This is a genomic window from Bradyrhizobium sp. TM102, assembly GCF_009176685.1.
GTDB classification, from domain to species: domain Bacteria; phylum Pseudomonadota; class Alphaproteobacteria; order Rhizobiales; family Xanthobacteraceae; genus Bradyrhizobium; species Bradyrhizobium ottawaense.
In genome coordinates this window covers 3,889,110-3,904,619 of sequence record NZ_AP021855.1, presented here as the reverse complement: position 1 = coordinate 3,904,619, position 15,510 = coordinate 3,889,110, and the positions used below count along the sequence as shown (strand labels likewise).

The window sequence follows — 15,510 nt, the reverse complement described above, 5'->3', positions numbered from 1 at the left end:
GCTCAGCCCTTCATCAGATTGACGTCCTCAACCGCGATCGAGCCGCGGTTGCGGAAATATACCACCAGGATGGCGAGACCGATCGCGGCTTCAGCGGCAGCGACCGTCAGCACCAGAAGCGCGAAGACCTGGCCGACGATGTCGCCGAGGAAGGTCGAGAACGCGACGAGGTTGATGTTGACCGAGAGCAGGATCAGCTCGATCGACATCAGGATGACGATGATGTTCTTGCGGTTCAGGAAGATGCCGAGGATGCCGAGCGTGAACAGGATCGCGCCGACCGCCAGATAGTGTCCGAGCCCGATCGTCATTTCACCCACTCCGCCGCGTCAGAGTCCTGGAGCCCCTGCCCCGGCGCCACCTTGCGCATCGCCATCGCCATGTCGGGCGTGCGCGCGTTCTGAACGTTGATGTCCTGCCGCTTCACGCTCGCCTTGTGCCGCAGCGTCAGCACGATGGCGCCGATCATGGCGACCAGCAGCACCATGCCCGAGAGCTGGAAGTAGTGGATGTACTTCGTATAGAGCACGAGCCCGAGCGCCTCGGTATTGGAGACGTTGGCCGGGATCGCCGCCGTGATCGTCTTGGCGACGCCGGGATTGATGACCCAGAAGCCGACGGTGAGCAGTAGCTCGAACAGGAAGATGCCGCCGATCACGAGGCCGACCGGCAGGTACTCGATGAAGCCCTCGCGCAGCTCGGTGAAGTCCACGTCGAGCATCATGATCACGAACAGGAACAGCACCGCGACCGCGCCGACATAGACGACGATCAGGATCATCGCCAGGAACTCGGCGCCCATCAGCACGAACAGGCCGGAGGCGTTGACGAAGGCCAGGATCAGGTACAGCACGGAGTGCACGGGATTGCGCGAGACAATCACCATCACGGCCGAGGCGACACAGACGCCGGCAAAGAGATAGAAGAACAGCGCGGGAAGGATCATGCCCTCACCTCACCGGTACGGCGCGTCGAGCTCGATCGCTTTCGCGATCTCGCGTTCCCAGCGGTCGCCGTTGGCGAGCAGCTTGGCCTTGTCATAGAACAGTTCCTCGCGGGTCTCGGTCGCGAACTCGAAGTTCGGACCTTCGACGATGGCGTCGACCGGACAGGCCTCCTGGCAGAGGCCGCAATAGATGCACTTCACCATGTCGATGTCGTAGCGCACGGTGCGGCGGGTGCCGTCGTTGCGACGCGGGCCGGCCTCGATGGTGATGGCCTGCGCCGGGCAGACCGCCTCGCAGAGCTTGCAGGCGATGCAACGCTCTTCGCCGTTCGGATAGCGGCGCAGCGCATGCTCGCCGCGGAAGCGCGGCGAGATCGGGCCCTTCTCGAACGGATAGTTCAGGGTCGGCTTCGGCTGGAAGAAATAGCGCATGGCGAGGAAGAACGCCGAGACGAATTCCGACAGCAGAAGCGAGCGTGCAGTGGCGTTGACGTTGATACCCATGACGGCCCTCACTTCGGCGCGATGCCGGCGAAATGCAGCACGCCGGCCACCACGACCACCATCGCCAGCGACAGCGGCAGGAACACCTTCCAGCCGAGGCGCATCAGTTGGTCGTAGCGGTAGCGCGGCACGATCGCCTTTGCCATCGCGAACAGGAAGAACATGAAGAAGACTTTGAGCGAGAACCAGATGATCCCCGGCACCCAGTTGAAGGGCGGCAGGTCGACCGGCGGCAGCCAGCCTCCGAGGAACAGGATCGTCGCCATCGCGCACATCGTGACGATCGCGACGTACTCGCCGAGCATGAACAGCAGATACGGGGTCGAGCCGTACTCGACCATGAAGCCGGCGACGAGCTCGGATTCGGCTTCCACGAGGTCGAACGGCGGGCGGTTGGTTTCCGCCAGCGCCGAAACGTAGAAGATCACGAACATCGGGAACAGCGGCCAGACGTACCAGTTCAGGATCGTGAGCTGCGGCAGCCCGATCAGGCTGGCAAGGCCGCGGACATGCTGGGCCTCGACAACGGCCGACAGGTTCAGCGTGCCGGCGCAGAGCAGCACCGTGATGATGACGAAGCCGATCGAAACTTCATAAGACACCATCTGCGCCGCCGAGCGCAGCGCGGCCAGGAACGGGTACTTCGAGTTCGACGACCAGCCGGCCATGATGATGCCGTAGATCGACAGCGACGAGATCGCGAAGATGAAGAGGATGCCGACATTGATGTCGGAGATCACCCAGCCGAGATTGGTCGGGATCACCGCCCAGGCGGCAAGCGCGAGCACGCAGGAGACCAGCGGCGCCAGCAGGAAGACGCCCTTGTTGGCGCCGGCCGGGATGATCGGCTCCTTCAGCACGAACTTCAGCAAGTCGGCGAAGGATTGCAGCAGGCCCCAGGGGCCGACCACGTTCGGGCCGCGCCGGATCTGCACCGCCGCCCAGATCTTGCGGTCGGCGAGCAGGATGTAGGCGATCGCGACCAGGAGGACGACGAGCACCAAGACGCTCTCCGCGATCATGATGATCAGCGGCCAGAGGAACCCGGTCCAGAATGCGCTTTCGAAGAATTCCATCAGATCACGCTCACTCCGCTGCGGTCAGCATGTGCCCGGAGGCGAGGCGCGAGCATTCCGCCATCACGGCGGACGCACGCGCGATTGGGTTGGTCAAATAGAAGTCCTCGACCAGCGGCTTGAACGGTGCCTTCTCGGGCGAACCGCCCTTCCCCGCCAGCTTCTTGATCTGGTCGGCCGAGCCGGCCTCGATCTGGTCAAGACGGATCAGGTGCGGCACGGCCTTGAAGATCGCCTGGCGCAGCGCCGAAAGCGAGTCATAGCCGAGCTTCTTGCCGAGCGCTTCCGACAGCGCCCGGACGATCGCCCAGTCCTCGCGGGCTTCACCCGGCGGGAACGCGGCGCGGCCCGTCATCTGAACGCGGCCTTCGGTGTTGACGTAGATCGCGGACTTCTCGGTGTAGGCGGCCGCCGGCAGGATCACGTCGGCGCGATGCGCGCCGCGGTCGCCATGGGTGCCGATATAAACGACGAAGGTACCGTCAGGCGCGTTGATCTCGTCGGCGCCGAGCAGGAACAGCAAGTCGAGCGTGCCGAACGTCGTCATCTGCGCGGCGTTCAGGCCGCCGCCGGTCGCGGAGAAGCCGATATCGAGCGCACCAACGCGCGAGGCGCTCTCGTGCAGCACGCCAAAGCCGTTCCAGCCGTCCTTGACCGCACCGACGTCGAGCGCGAGCTTGGCGGCGCTGGCGAGAATGGCGGCGCCGTCGTGACGCGAAGCCGCGCCCGCGCCGACCAGGATGATCGGGTGCTTGGCGTTCTTCAGCACGTCCATGAAGGAATGCTTGCCGGCCGCGAGATCACCGAGCGTCTCGGTGCCCGCGCCGAGGTGATCGTAGTCGTAGGTCAGATCGACCTTGGCCCCGATCAAGCCGACCTTGAAGCCGCCGGCACGCCAGCGCTTGCGGATGCGGGCGTTGAACACGGCCGCCTCTTTCCGCGGGTTCGCGCCGATGATGAGCAGCGCATCCGCCTGCTCCACCCCCACCAGCGTCGGGTTGAAGATGTAGGAGCTGCGGCCGAGCGCGGGGTCGAAGGCGTCGCCGCCCTGCACCGCCATATTGGTCGAGCCGAACTTGGCGAGCAGATCCTTCAGCGCGAACATCTCCTCGACGCCGGCGAGATCGCCCGCGATCGCGCCGATGCGCTTGCCGTCGGTGCGCGCCGCCTTGGCGGCGATCGCGGCGAAGGCTTCGGTCCAGCTCGCCGCGCGCAGCTTGCCGGCTTCACGGATATAGGGCCGGTCCAGGCGCTGGGTGCGCAGGCCGTCGACGACGTGGCGGGTCTTGTCGGAGATCCACTCCTCATTCACGGCCTCGTTGATGCGCGGCAGCACGCGCATCACCTCACGACCGCGGGTGTCGACGCGGATTGCCGAGCCGACGCCGTCCATCACGTCGATCGACTGCGTCTTGCCGAGCTCCCACGGACGCGCCGCGAAGGCGTAGGGCTTCGAGGTCAGCGCGCCCACCGGGCAGATGTCGACGAGATTGCCTTGAAGCTCCGACGTGAGCGCGTGCTCGAGATAGGTCGTGATCTCCATGTCCTCGCCACGGCCGGTGGCGCCCATCTCGGGCGCGCCGGCGACTTCCGCCGAGAAGCGGACGCAGCGCGTGCACTGGATGCAGCGGTTCATCGAGGTCTTGACCAGCGGGCCGAGATATTTGTCCTCGACTGCACGCTTGTTCTCGGCGAAGCGGCTGGTGTCGACACCATAGCCCATCGCCTGGTCCTGCAGGTCGCACTCGCCGCCCTGGTCGCAGATCGGGCAATCCAGCGGATGGTTGATCAGAAGGAATTCCATCACGCCTTCGCGCGCCTTCTTCACCATCGGCGAACGCGTCGAGATCTCCGGCGGCTCGCCCTTGGGGCCCGGACGGCAGTCGCGCACACCCCAGGCGCAGCTTGCGACCGGCTTGGGGCCGCCCTTCACCTCGACGAGGCACATCCGGCAATTGCCGGCGATCGACAGCCGCTCGTGATAGCAGAAGCGCGGAATCTCGGCGCCGGCCGCCTCGCACGCCTGAAGCAGCGTGTACTCGGCGGGCACATCGATCTCTTTGCCGTCGATGATGAGCTTGGTCATTCTTCTTACTCCGCCGCGACCATGTTCACGGGATCGCGGACGCCGATATCGTCGATGTCGGCCCTGTGCGAATATTGGTCGATGCGCGCTTCGATCTCGTGACGGAAATGCGCGATCAGGCCCTGGATCGGCCATGCCGCAGCATCGCCGAGCGCGCAGATGGTGTGGCCCTCGACCTGCTTGGTCACCTCGAGCAGCATGTCGATCTCGCGCTTGTGGGCGCGGCCCTCGGCCATGCGGGTGAGGACGCGCCACATCCAGCCCGTGCCCTCGCGGCACGGCGTGCACTGGCCACAGCTCTCGTGCTTGTAGAAATAGGAGATGCGGGCAATCGCGCGGATCAGGTCGGTGGACTTGTCCATCACGATCACAGCCGCGGTGCCGAGGCCCGAGCGCAGCTTGCTCAGACTGTCGAAATCCATCGGCGTGTCGATGATCTGCTCGGCCGGCACCATGCGCACCGACGAGCCGCCGGGGATCACGGCCTTGAGGTTGTCCCAGCCGCCGCGGATGCCGCCGCAATGCTTGTCGATCAGCTCCCGGAACGGAATGCCCATGGCCTCTTCGACGTTGCAGGGCCGCTCGACATGGCCGGAGATGCAGAAGAGTTTCGTGCCGACATTGTTCGGACGGCCGATGCCGGCGAACCACGCCGCGCCGCGCCTGAGGATGTCGGGCGCAACCGCGATGGACTCGACGTTGTTGACGGTGGTCGGGCAGCCGAACAGGCCGACATTGGCCGGGAACGGCGGCTTCAGCCGCGGCTGGCCCTTCTTGCCCTCGAGGCTTTCGAGCAGCGCGGTTTCCTCGCCGCAGATGTAAGCGCCGGCGCCGTGCGCGACGTAGATGTCGAACGGCCAGCCGTTGACGTTGTCCTTGCCGACCAGCTTGGCCTCATAGGCCTGGTCGATCGCGGCCTGGAGATGCTCGCGCTCGCGGATGAACTCGCCGCGGACATAGATGTAGCAGGCATGCGCGTTCATCGCGCAGCTCGCGATCAGGCAGCCCTCGATCAGGAGATGCGGATCGTGCCGCATGATCTCGCGATCCTTGCAGGTGCCGGGCTCGGACTCGTCGGCGTTGACGACGAGATAGCTCGGCCGGCCGTCGGTCGATTCCTTCGGCATGAACGACCATTTCAGGCCGGTCGGGAAGCCGGCGCCGCCGCGGCCGCGCAGGCCCGACGCCTTCATCTCGTTGATGATCCAGTCGCGGCCCTTGTCGATGATGTTCTTGGTGCCATCCCAGGCGCCGCGGCGCCGCGCACCCTCGAGCCCCCAATCGTGGAGGCCGTAGAGGTTCTTGAAGATGCGGTCCTTGTCCTCGAGCATATCAGTGCTTTCCGATCAACGAATGGTCTGCTTGTAGGCAAGTCCGGCGGCGCAGACGGCGAAGGTCAGCGCCCAGAGCAGACTGGATTCCAGCGACGCGTTCAGGCTGAAACGCTGCAGCAGGAAAATGAAAGCGGCCGCCACGGCGGCGTGCAACGCGATGAAGCCCCACTTTTTCATGGCACCGCTCCCCTGCACGGAAGGCTGCGAGAGACCACCCATCAGGTGCTCTCCTTCAGCGTGGTCGGCCCGGTGATCGGCGCCGAGAACTGGCGGCCGTTCTGCGGACCGGGTTTGGGCGGATTGCCCGAAGCGAAACCGTCGAGCACCTTGCCGAAGCTTTCCTTGGTGAGGTCCTCATAAGTGTCCTTGCCGATCAGCACCATCGGCGCGTTCACGCAGGCACCGAGGCACTCGACCTCCTCCCAGCTGAAATTGCCGTCCTTGGACAGGTGGAAGGGCTCGTGATGGATGCGGTGTTCGCAGACGTGGATCAGATCCTCGGCGCCGCGCAGGCGGCACGGCGTGGTGCCGCAGACCTGGACGTGGGCCTTCTTGCCGACGGGGGCAAGCTGGAACATCGTGTAGAAGGTCGCGACTTCCAGCACGCGGATGTAGGGCATGTCGAGCATGTCGGCGATGACGCGGATCGCGGCTTCCGAGACCCAGCCGTCGTGCTGCTCCTGGGCACGCCAGAGGATGGCGATGACGGCGGAGGCCTGACGTCCCGCCGGATATTTCGCGATCTGCTGCTTGGCGAATGCGAGGTTCTCCTCCGTGAACGCAAAGCTCGCGGGCTGGACTTCCTTCGGTGCTAATCGGCGAACGGACATCTCTTCAATCTCTCACTGCATGCGGCGCGCTGTTTTCGCATTCAGGGCTTCGATCCTGTCCTGCCAAAATGCGCTTGCGGTGCCGAAAACGTTGTAGCCGACGTGGGTCGAGACCTTGATGCGGTCGAGGATCGACAGCTCGGTCACGGTCTCCATCCGGTTGCTGCGCGGATCGAACACGATCAGCTTCAGCGGGGTCTGCTCGAGGATGAAGCGCGACACCGCATGAGAGCGGTCGCTGCCGTGCTCCTCGCACATGATGACGCTGTCGGCCTGGAGCAGACGCGCGCCGCCCTTGATCGCCTCGATCTCGACGCCCTCGACGTCGAGCTTGATCAGGTACTTGCCGGTGCTTGCGACCTTGCCGTCCTCGATCAGATTGTCGAGTGCGATGACCGGCACCTCCTCACCGCCCGCGGAGGGATCGCCGGCGATGCTGAAGGCTTCGTGCTTGGTGCCTGACAGACGCGCGGTGCCGCGGCTGGCGCCGATCGCGCATTTCATGGTCTCGAAGCGATTACCGTTGACGCGGGCGTTGTTGGCGAGCTTCGGATAGTTCTGCCCCGACGGCTCGATCGCGATCGCCTTGTGCGAACCGAACGGCCTGCTCGACACCAGCACCGACCAATAACCGTAGTTGGCGCCGCAATCGAGCAGCGTGTAGTCGACGTCGACGGAATCGGCGAACAGCAGTTCGAGCTCGTCCTCGTAATTGTAGGAGCGGTTGAGCAGCTTGCTCCAATAGCCGTCGCCGTAAGGGAATTCGAACACGGCGTCGGGATTGAGCCTGATCGCGATGTTGCGCTCGGGCAGCGTCTTCCGCAGCAAATTCGCGCAGGCGATGTAGCCCATATGCGAGAAGTGCGAGGAGATCTTCGATCCCGTCACCAGCGCCAAGGCAGCCGTCCGCTCCCACAGGTTGGCCCCTTCAAGGGCCCCCGAGGCGCGGTCAAACTGGATTGGCGCCTGCTGCCCCATCACCGATCGACCTCTCCGAACACGATGTCGAGCGAGCCGAGGATTGCCGAGACGTCGGCGAGCAGATGGCCGCGGCAGATGTGATCCATCGCCTGCAGATGCGCAAAGCCCGGCGCGCGGATCTTGCACTTATAGGGTTTGTTGGTGCCGTCGGAGATCAGATAGACGCCGAACTCGCCCTTCGGCGCCTCGACCGCGGCATAGACTTCGCCGGCCGGCACGTGGACGCCTTCGGTGTAGAGCTTGAAGTGATGGATCAGCGCTTCCATCGAGCGCTTCATCTCGCCACGGCGCGGCGGCGCGACCTTGTTGTCTTCGACGACGACCGGGCCCTTGCCTTCAGGCGCGTTCAGCTTCTGGATGCACTGCTTCATGATGCGGATGGACTGGCGCATCTCTTCCATGCGGATCAGATAGCGGTCGTAGCAGTCGCCGTTCTTGCCGATCGGAATGTCGAAATCCATCTCGGCGTAGCATTCATAGGGTTGCGACTTGCGCAGGTCCCAGGCCGCGCCCGAGCCGCGCACCATCACGCCGGAGAAGCCCCACTCCCAGGCTTCCTTCAGCGGGACCACGCCGATATCGACGTTGCGCTGCTTGAAGATGCGATTGGCGGTGAGCAACCGGTCGAGGTCGTCCACGACCTTCAGGAACGGATCGCACCAGGCCTCGATGTCGTCGACCAGCTTCTGCGGCAAATCCTGATGCACGCCGCCGACGCGGAAGAAGGCTGCGTGCATACGGCTGCCCGAGGCGCGCTCGTAGAACACCATCAGCTTTTCGCGCTCTTCGAAACCCCACAGCGGCGGGGTCAGCGCGCCGACGTCCATCGCCTGCGTGGTGACGTTGAGCAGATGCGACAGGATGCGGCCGATCTCGCAATAGAGCACGCGGATGAGCTGACCGCGGCGCGGCACCTCGATGCCGAGCAGCTTTTCAGCCGCCATGCAGAAGGCGTGCTCCTGGTTCATCGGCGCGACGTAGTCGAGCCGATCGAAATACGGGATCGCCTGGAGGTAGGTCTTCTGCTCGATCAGCTTCTCGGTGCCGCGGTGAAGCAGGCCGATATGGGGATCGACGCGGGCGACGACTTCGCCGTCAAGTTCCAACACCAGACGCAGCACGCCGTGCGCCGCCGGATGCTGCGGACCGAAATTGATGGTGAAGTTGCGAAGCTGTTCGGGTTGCTCGTTCATGATCAGACCTTCGGTCCCGCTTTTTCATCCCCTGGAAGGACCGGATAATCGGCCCCCTCCCACGGAGACAAAAAGTCGAACTTGCGGAATTCCTGGTTGAGCCGGACGGGCTCGTACACAACCCGCTTCTCCTGGTCGTCGTAGCGGACCTCGACGAATCCCGTGGTCGGAAAGTCCTTGCGCAGCGGGTGGCCCTCGAACCCGTAATCGGTGAGGATGCGGCGCATGTCGGGATGGCCGACGAAGAACACGCCGTAGAGGTCGTAAGCCTCGCGCTCGAACCAGTCGGCGCCGGGGAACACCTCGATCAGCGACGGCACCTGCGTGGTCTCGTCGGCCTGGGCCTTGAGCCGGATCCGCGCGTTCAGGGTCGGGGACAGGAAGTGATAGATCACGTCGAAGCGCTTCTCGCGCGACGGATAGTCCGCGGCCGTGATGTCGGTGAAGTTGATGAAGCGGCAGTTCGGGTCGTCGCGGAGGTACTTGACCACCTCGACGATCTTGCTGGCTTCGACATCAACCGTCAGCTGGTTGAAGGCCACCGAATGACCGATGGCGGCGCCCGGAAGCGCGCTAACGATCGTCTGCCCCAGGGCGTCGAGCTTGGCGTCGTCCATGACGTAAAACCTTAGCGTTCGATGGTGCCGGTGCGCCGGATCTTCTTCTGCAGCAGCAGCACGCCGTAAAGCAGCGCTTCCGCCGTGGGCGGGCAGCCCGGCACATAGATGTCGATCGGCACGATGCGGTCGCAGCCGCGCACGACCGAGTAGGAATAGTGATAGTAGCCGCCGCCGTTGGCGCAGGAGCCCATCGAGATGACGTAGCGCGGCTCGGGCATCTGGTCGTAGACCTTGCGCAGCGCCGGCGCCATCTTGTTGGTCAGCGTGCCTGCGACGATCATCACGTCGGACTGGCGCGGCGAGGCACGCGGCGCGAAGCCGAAGCGCTCGACGTCGTAGCGCGGCATCGACACCTGCATCATCTCGACCGCACAGCAGGCGAGACCGAAGGTCATCCACATCAGGGAGCCGGTACGGGCCCAGGTGATGAGGTCGTCGGTCGCGGCCACGAAGAAGCCCTTGTCGGACAGCTCGGAGTTGACCTCGAGGAAGAACGGATCATTGGCCCCGACCGGCCGGCCGGTCGACGGATCCAGGATGCCCTTGGGGGCCGGCGCGATAGCCGGACCTGTGGACGACACGGGGTTCAATCCCATTCGAGTGCTCCCTTCTTCCATTCATAGGCGAACCCGACCGTCAGCACGGCGAGGAACACCACCATGGACCAGAAGCCGGTCGCGCCAAGCTTGCCGAACGCCACCGCCCAGGGAAACAGGAACGCCACCTCGAGATCGAAGATGATGAAGAGAATGGCGACCAGATAGAAGCGGACGTCGAACTTCATGCGCGCGTCGTCGAAGGCGTTGAAACCGCACTCATACGCCGACAGCTTTTCCGGGTCCGGCTGCTGGAACGCCACGACGAAGGGCGCAATCAGCAGCACGAGGCCAATGAGGCCCGCTACCCCTATAAAGACGACGAGTGGAAGATAGTTCTGCAGAATGCCGCTCATGGCGAGCCCTTTTTCCCGCAGCCTCGGGACAGCCACGGATTCGTCCGATTTGGAATTATTCTGAGCCTTAGCGCAGTGCACCAATGGGCGCAAGACACGCTCTTTTTAGGCCCTTTGCCGCCCCCAGAACGGTGAAAATCCCGGAATCACCCCGCGCTGGTATGGAGCAGATCGCCAAGGCCAGCAAGGGCGGCCACCGTTTTGCAGGGCAGCCGTTCTGAGATTGCGGCCGCGCGAGCCAAGGCAGCTTTTTGCCACGCATTGCACGAGAAAAGCACCTGGTTTTTTGGTGCGGCAGCGCACCCAAACCGAGCTGCGGCCGCCATTAGGCCCCGACTGACTGTCACCCCGGCGACATAATGCCGAGCGCCCCGGAGCAAAGACACCTATCCACAGGCGCAAGCGATCTGACGAGCCATGCATCGGGGCCGGACCGGGCCTGCCTGCTGCGAAGACAACTCGGGCTTGCGATATATTGCGGCCCGACCGGTCGCGAGCGCGGCGAGCGGCGACGTGGAGGGCCGTCGCGCGCGCCGCGCTCCGATGAGCTTCGGGCTGGGGGGCATAGCCCGGGTGCTCATCTATCTCGTGGTGGAGGACCGGCGGCACCAGATGTCAGCCGCCCTCACCTGTCCTCACCATTTGTAGGAAACGCTGGCGGTGACGCGCCGGCGGTCGCCGTAGAAGCAGGAGGTGGTCGACGCGCAACTCGCGACATACATCTTGTCGGTCACGTTGATCACGTTGAGCGCCGTCCGCCAGTTCTGCCATTCGTAATGGACCGCGAGATCGCCGAGCACCACCGCGGGAACCTCGAGGGTATTGGCAGTGTCGGCCCAGGACGCGCCGATGTAGCGAACGCCGCCGCCGAAACCAAATCCTTCCAGCGGTCCGTCCTTGAAGGTGTAGTCGGCCCAGCCCGAGACCAGGAGCTCAGGCGTGTTGGTCGGTGTCTTGCCGACGAGCGTCGGATCTAGATCCTTGCTGTTGAAGAGATGATAGGCCGTGAAGGAGCCGATGAACTTCAGCTCCTTCGTGGCATTGGCCACCGCTTCGAGCTCGATACCGCGCGAGGTCACCTCGCCCGTCTGGTTCTGCAGGACTGGAACGCTGCCCGGCAACGTCGTCGCGACGTTCTGACGGACCAGATCGAAAGCCGAGACCGTGAAATAACCGTCGAAGCCTTTTGGCGCGACCTTTACGCCGATTTCGGCCTGCTTGGCGGTCTCCGGCAGAAACAGCTGGTTCTGGGCGTTGAGCCCGATGATCGGATTGTAGCTCGTCGAATAGGAGACGTAGGGTGCGATGCCATTGTCGAAATTGTAGATCAGCCCGGCGCGGCCGCTGAACCTGCTGTCGTTGCGGCTCCCGACCGTGGCGCCGGTGTCACGCGTTTCCTGCGTCGTCTCGACCCAGTCATTGCGGCCACTCAGCACCAGCGTGAAGTTGCCGAGCTTCATCTGGTCCTGAAGATAAGTGCCGGCCTGCTTCTGAGTGATCAGGAAGTTCCGGAACGGAGCGGCCGGCAGTGCGACCTCGGCCGCCCCATAGGCGGGATTGAAGACGTTGATCGCGGGCACGCCACCCCCGAAGGCCTGGTAGTCGTCGATCTGGTATCCCTTCAGGTCGACGCCGAACAGCATCGTGTGCCTGACCGGGCCCGTATTGAAGCGATACTCGAGCTGGTTGTCGAGATTGGCCTGATTGGCAGTGTTCTTTGCATACCAATTGTACCGATTGAGCGTGGCCGTGTTGATATTGGCCCAATCGTTGCCGACATAGCCGCGGTAGGTAATGTCGACATGCGCAAAGCGGGCGTTCTGACGGAACGTCAGGTCCTCGGTGAGATTGCGCGCGAACTGATAGCCGAGCATCTCCTGCTCGCGCGTGAACTTGTCGACGCTGGGATCGCCGACGAAGAAGCTGGTCGGAATCTTGCCGAACGGTGCGTTGGTCACCGTGCCCTGGTAGGGCAGGAAGTTGATGCCGCGGGTGTCCTGCTTCGAGGCCGAGGCCAGCACCGTGAAGCTCGTGTCGGCGTCCGGCTTCCAGGTGAACGATGGCGCGATGAAGTAGTTGTTGTCGGGCGTGAAGTTGACCTGCGTGCCGCCGTTCTGGACCTGGCCGACCACGCGGGCGAACAGCTTGCCGTTCTCGGGGCTGGTCGCGACCGGCCCGCCGAAATCGAAGCTGACATAGGCGTTGCCGAAATTGTTGACGCCGGTCTCGACGTAGCGGATCGGCTCGGCGGGCGGCAACTTGCTGATGACGTTGACGATGCCGCTCGGGCTCGATCCACCGTAGAGCACCGCGGACGGACCGCGCAGCACCTCGACCCGCTCCATGTTCGGCGTCTGGAGCTTCCAGCTCGCATAGGAGGTGTAGAACAGCTGCATGCCGTCGAGGAACAGTCCGATGTCCTCGGACTTGAAGCCGCGGATCAGCCACCAATCGTTGCGGGTGTCCGTGCCAAACGTTCCCGCCCGCACACCGGCGGTGTAGCGCAGGACCTCATCGAGCTTGTTCGGCTTCTGGTCGCGGATCTGCTCGGCGCCGATGACGGACACCGACTGCGGCGTCTCGATGATCGGCGTGTTGGTCTTGGTGCCGGACGAGCTGCGACCCGCGACGTAGCCGTTCACCGGGCCGCGCGGCGTCTCGACGAAGCCGACGTTGCGCTGCAGCTGCGGCCTGTTCCTGTTGGCAGTCTGCTCCGACGACCGCGGCGCGCGGCGCTGAGGGGTCGTGGCGGCGCGGCGGCGCGCTTCCGGCGCGGTGACGGTCACCGGCGGCAGGCTCGCTGCGCCACCCTGCGCGGACGATTGTGCAAGCGATGCCTGCGGCATCAAAACCCAAGCGGACGCGGTCGCCAACACGGCCGACCGCAGCATTCCCAGACTGTTCAACGCGCCACCCCGAAGCTGCATGTTCGATGCGTCATGCCGCCTGTCCCCGGACGGCATGCGCTCACCGGCGACGCTTATGGGAGGGCGCGAGAATTCCCTAATTGAAAGCTTCTTAGAAGGACTCTTAGAAGGGATCCAACCTGTCGAGAGAGCGCTGCGAGATCAGCGTGCGTTCTTCTCGCTCTCGAGCATCTCGGCGGCGATCGCCGTGAGCCGATCGACTTGACCCAGCAGCGTGTGGAACTCGGCTTCGCTCAGCTGTTCCAGCAGGCGCCGGTTGCGCTCCTGCGCGCCGTCGACGATCGCATCATGCGCGGCGAGGCCCGCCGCCGTCAGCGAGATCAGCACTTCGCGGCTATCTTTCGGATTAGCCGATTTCACGATCAGCTTGCGCGAGAGCAGATTTGCCAGCGCGCGGCTGATCTGTCCCTTGTCCTGGCCGACGGCCTCGGCAAGCCGCGCCACGCTCATCGGCGGCCGGCGGCCGAGCGAGGCGACGAGACCGAACTCGACCGAGGACAATCCGGTGAGGCGCTTGTAGCGCAGGATCGCGCCACGCTTGAGCAGATTGGCAAGCACCATCAGCCGCGACGACAGCATCACGGTGATCGGGGCCGACGGTTCGTTCTCGTCTGCGGGCGACGTCGCCCCGCCCCTGCTCTCGGTCTGGCTCATGATCCACCTCTGCCAAGAAAGCCCGAGCCTGCCAAGCCCGAGCCTGCCAAGCCCCGCCGCCCGCCTCATCAAATGCGACTAAGAGGCATTTGGAAGATCGTTGACATTGTCATCGAATTATCTTTCACTGGATCCAAGGCATCGAAAAGGCCCCGGCCATCACGGCCAAAGCGGGAGGACCAGCATGACCATCACCCAGCGGGATCGCGATCTCGGCACGGCCTATGCGATGAAGCCGGCGCACACCCGCACCGAGCTGACCTCGGTCGTGCGCGGCACGCCGATGGGCGAACTGCTGCGCCGTTACTGGCACCCGGTCGGGCTCGTCGGTGACGCCACCGACACACCGAGGAAGGTCCGCGCACTGGGTGAGGATCTGGTGCTGTTCCGCGACAAGCATGGCCGCGCCGGCCTCTTGCACGCCCGCTGCTGCCACCGCGGCACTACGCTCTACTATGGCAAGGTCGAGGAGGACGGCATCCGTTGCTGCTATCACGGCTGGAAGTTCGACACCGAGGGCCACTGCCTGGAGCAGCCCTGCGAGCCCGATGGCGGTCAGTTCAAGGACAAGGTGCGCCAGCCCTGGTATCCGGTCGAGGAACGCTACGGACTGATCTTCGCCTATATGGGCCCGGCCGAGAAACGCCCGGTGCTGCCGGCTTACGAATGCCTGGAGACAATGGACGACGGCGAGCTGGTCGAGGCCGATGATTCCTCGATCGGCGGCGGTGGCCCCGCCATCATTCCGTGCAACTGGCTGCAGCATTTCGAGAACGTGGTCGATCCCTATCACGTGCCGGTGCTGCACGGCTCGTTCTCGGGCCCGCAATTCACCAACATGATGGCGTCGATCCCGGAGGTGACGTTCGAGAAATCGCCGCGCGGCGTCCTCGTCCGCTCCGAGCGCAAGCAGGACGACGGCAAGGTGTTCTATCGCGTCAGCGAGGCCGCGCTGCCGACCTTACGCGTCGTGCCGAACCCGCGCGTCGCGCAGTTCGCCCGCGTCGAGTCGATCGGCTGGGTTCTTCCGATCGACGATGGCTCCTTCCGGATCTATGTCGCCGGTCGCGTCAAGAACTCCGGCGACATCAGCCGCATGCGCTCGAAGTTCAACGGCAAGTTCTGGTGGGACATGACCGAGCAAGAGCACCAGCAATTTCCGGGCGATTACGAGGCCCAGGTCGGCCAGGGCGAGGTCACCGTTCATTCCGAGGAGCATTTCGGCCAGAGCGACCGCGGCATCCTGTTGATCCGGCGCATGCTGAGCGACCAGCTCGATGCGCTCGCCGCGGGCCGCGATCCGATCGGCGTCTCGTTCGATGCCGGCGCGCCTCCGGTCGCATTCGAAGCGGGGAATTACATCCGCGAAGGCTGATCTACCAGCTCCAAACGGAGCTGGACCGACAA

16 protein-coding genes are annotated in these 15,510 nt (G+C 64.3%); 1 reads left to right on the top strand and 15 read right to left on the bottom strand.

Translation table 11 applies throughout. The features are described from left to right. Nucleotides 1-2: 2 nt before the first annotated feature. The 15 genes from nuoK to GDN70_RS18655 form a co-directional block, all read right to left on the bottom strand. Nucleotides 3-311, bottom strand: coding sequence for an NADH-quinone oxidoreductase subunit NuoK (nuoK, locus tag GDN70_RS18725; RefSeq protein ID WP_008547737.1), 309 nt, complete (start codon nucleotides 309-311; stop codon nucleotides 3-5). Then, the gene (locus GDN70_RS18720; protein WP_018320150.1) at nucleotides 308-946 is read right to left on the bottom strand and encodes an NADH-quinone oxidoreductase subunit J; all 639 of its coding nucleotides are present in this window, start codon (nucleotides 944-946) and stop codon (nucleotides 308-310) included. Before GDN70_RS18720 ends, nuoK begins: the two co-directional genes overlap by 4 nt. Before the next feature lie 9 nt (nucleotides 947-955). Further along, nucleotides 956-1,450, bottom strand: a complete 495-nt coding sequence (gene nuoI / locus GDN70_RS18715) for an NADH-quinone oxidoreductase subunit NuoI (protein ID WP_191093171.1) — start codon at nucleotides 1,448-1,450, stop codon at nucleotides 956-958. Nucleotides 1,451-1,458: 8 nt separating this feature from the next. Continuing rightward, the gene (gene nuoH, locus GDN70_RS18710; RefSeq protein ID WP_095425440.1) at nucleotides 1,459-2,526 is read right to left on the bottom strand and encodes an NADH-quinone oxidoreductase subunit NuoH; all 1,068 of its coding nucleotides are present in this window, start codon (nucleotides 2,524-2,526) and stop codon (nucleotides 1,459-1,461) included. Between the two features lie 10 nt (nucleotides 2,527-2,536). Continuing rightward, nucleotides 2,537-4,612, bottom strand: coding sequence for an NADH-quinone oxidoreductase subunit NuoG (gene nuoG / locus GDN70_RS18705; protein ID WP_152102879.1), 2,076 nt, complete (start codon nucleotides 4,610-4,612; stop codon nucleotides 2,537-2,539). Nucleotides 4,613-4,617: 5 nt separating this feature from the next. Beyond that, a complete protein-coding gene (gene nuoF, locus GDN70_RS18700; protein ID WP_028141460.1) occupies nucleotides 4,618-5,943 on the bottom strand; it encodes an NADH-quinone oxidoreductase subunit NuoF in 1,326 nt (441 codons plus the stop codon). Nucleotides 5,944-5,958: 15 nt separating this feature from the next. After that, a complete protein-coding gene (locus tag GDN70_RS18695) occupies nucleotides 5,959-6,165 on the bottom strand; it encodes a hypothetical protein (protein WP_028141459.1) in 207 nt (68 codons plus the stop codon). Continuing rightward, nucleotides 6,165-6,776: an NADH-quinone oxidoreductase subunit NuoE gene (nuoE, locus tag GDN70_RS18690; protein ID WP_018320144.1), complete on the bottom strand. Its 612-nt coding sequence runs from the start codon at nucleotides 6,774-6,776 to the stop codon at nucleotides 6,165-6,167. Before nuoE ends, GDN70_RS18695 begins: the two co-directional genes overlap by 1 nt. Nucleotides 6,777-6,788: 12 nt before the next feature. Beyond that, nucleotides 6,789-7,754 carry an FkbM family methyltransferase gene (locus GDN70_RS18685; RefSeq protein ID WP_028141458.1) on the bottom strand — a complete coding sequence of 322 codons (966 nt, stop codon included), beginning with the start codon at nucleotides 7,752-7,754 and terminating at the stop codon, nucleotides 6,789-6,791. Next, nucleotides 7,754-8,950: an NADH-quinone oxidoreductase subunit D gene (locus GDN70_RS18680; protein ID WP_028141457.1), complete on the bottom strand. Its 1,197-nt coding sequence runs from the start codon at nucleotides 8,948-8,950 to the stop codon at nucleotides 7,754-7,756. Before GDN70_RS18680 ends, GDN70_RS18685 begins: the two co-directional genes overlap by 1 nt. Before the next feature lie 2 nt (nucleotides 8,951-8,952). Next, nucleotides 8,953-9,567 carry an NADH-quinone oxidoreductase subunit C gene (locus GDN70_RS18675; protein WP_028141456.1) on the bottom strand — a complete coding sequence of 205 codons (615 nt, stop codon included), beginning with the start codon at nucleotides 9,565-9,567 and terminating at the stop codon, nucleotides 8,953-8,955. Nucleotides 9,568-9,578: 11 nt separating this feature from the next. After that, on the bottom strand, nucleotides 9,579-10,166 hold the full coding sequence (locus GDN70_RS18670) for an NADH-quinone oxidoreductase subunit B family protein (RefSeq protein ID WP_026202310.1): 588 nt from the start codon (nucleotides 10,164-10,166) through the stop codon (nucleotides 9,579-9,581). Further along, nucleotides 10,157-10,522: an NADH-quinone oxidoreductase subunit A gene (locus GDN70_RS18665; RefSeq protein WP_018320139.1), complete on the bottom strand. Its 366-nt coding sequence runs from the start codon at nucleotides 10,520-10,522 to the stop codon at nucleotides 10,157-10,159. The genes GDN70_RS18670 and GDN70_RS18665 overlap by 10 nt, the downstream gene beginning before the upstream one ends. Before the next feature lie 635 nt (nucleotides 10,523-11,157). Beyond that, entirely contained in the window at nucleotides 11,158-13,413 is a 2,256-nt protein-coding gene (locus tag GDN70_RS18660) for a TonB-dependent siderophore receptor (RefSeq protein ID WP_028141455.1), read from the bottom strand. 177 nt (nucleotides 13,414-13,590) lie between these two features. Next, complete coding sequence (locus GDN70_RS18655) at nucleotides 13,591-14,103, bottom strand: MarR family winged helix-turn-helix transcriptional regulator (RefSeq protein ID WP_028141454.1); 513 nt, start codon at nucleotides 14,101-14,103, stop codon at nucleotides 13,591-13,593. Nucleotides 14,104-14,287: 184 nt separating this feature from the next. Between GDN70_RS18655 and GDN70_RS18650 the strand changes: the two genes are divergently transcribed. Then, a complete protein-coding gene (locus GDN70_RS18650; RefSeq protein WP_152102878.1) occupies nucleotides 14,288-15,478 on the top strand; it encodes an aromatic ring-hydroxylating dioxygenase subunit alpha in 1,191 nt (396 codons plus the stop codon). The last annotated feature ends 32 nt before the right edge of the window (nucleotides 15,479-15,510 follow it).

Coding starts and splice junctions, on each gene's coding strand:
- GDN70_RS18675 (WP_028141456.1), bottom strand. CDS start 9,567: ATGGACGACGCCAAGCTCGACGCCCTGGGGCAGACGATCGTTAGCGCG.
- GDN70_RS18670 (WP_026202310.1), bottom strand. CDS start 10,166: ATGGGATTGAACCCCGTGTCGTCCACAGGTCCGGCTATCGCGCCGGCC.
- GDN70_RS18720 (WP_018320150.1), bottom strand. CDS start 946: ATGATCCTTCCCGCGCTGTTCTTCTATCTCTTTGCCGGCGTCTGTGTC.
- nuoF (WP_028141460.1), bottom strand. CDS start 5,943: ATGCTCGAGGACAAGGACCGCATCTTCAAGAACCTCTACGGCCTCCAC.
- nuoG (WP_152102879.1), bottom strand. CDS start 4,612: ATGACCAAGCTCATCATCGACGGCAAAGAGATCGATGTGCCCGCCGAG.
- GDN70_RS18650 (WP_152102878.1), top strand. CDS start 14,288: ATGACCATCACCCAGCGGGATCGCGATCTCGGCACGGCCTATGCGATG.
- nuoI (WP_191093171.1), bottom strand. CDS start 1,450: ATGGGTATCAACGTCAACGCCACTGCACGCTCGCTTCTGCTGTCGGAA.
- nuoH (WP_095425440.1), bottom strand. CDS start 2,526: ATGGAATTCTTCGAAAGCGCATTCTGGACCGGGTTCCTCTGGCCGCTG.
- GDN70_RS18655 (WP_028141454.1), bottom strand. CDS start 14,103: ATGAGCCAGACCGAGAGCAGGGGCGGGGCGACGTCGCCCGCAGACGAG.
- GDN70_RS18685 (WP_028141458.1), bottom strand. CDS start 7,754: ATGGGGCAGCAGGCGCCAATCCAGTTTGACCGCGCCTCGGGGGCCCTT.
- GDN70_RS18665 (WP_018320139.1), bottom strand. CDS start 10,522: ATGAGCGGCATTCTGCAGAACTATCTTCCACTCGTCGTCTTTATAGGG.
- GDN70_RS18695 (WP_028141459.1), bottom strand. CDS start 6,165: ATGGGTGGTCTCTCGCAGCCTTCCGTGCAGGGGAGCGGTGCCATGAAA.
- GDN70_RS18680 (WP_028141457.1), bottom strand. CDS start 8,950: ATGAACGAGCAACCCGAACAGCTTCGCAACTTCACCATCAATTTCGGT.
- nuoK (WP_008547737.1), bottom strand. CDS start 311: ATGACGATCGGGCTCGGACACTATCTGGCGGTCGGCGCGATCCTGTTC.
- GDN70_RS18660 (WP_028141455.1), bottom strand. CDS start 13,413: ATGCTGCGGTCGGCCGTGTTGGCGACCGCGTCCGCTTGGGTTTTGATG.
- nuoE (WP_018320144.1), bottom strand. CDS start 6,776: ATGTCCGTTCGCCGATTAGCACCGAAGGAAGTCCAGCCCGCGAGCTTT.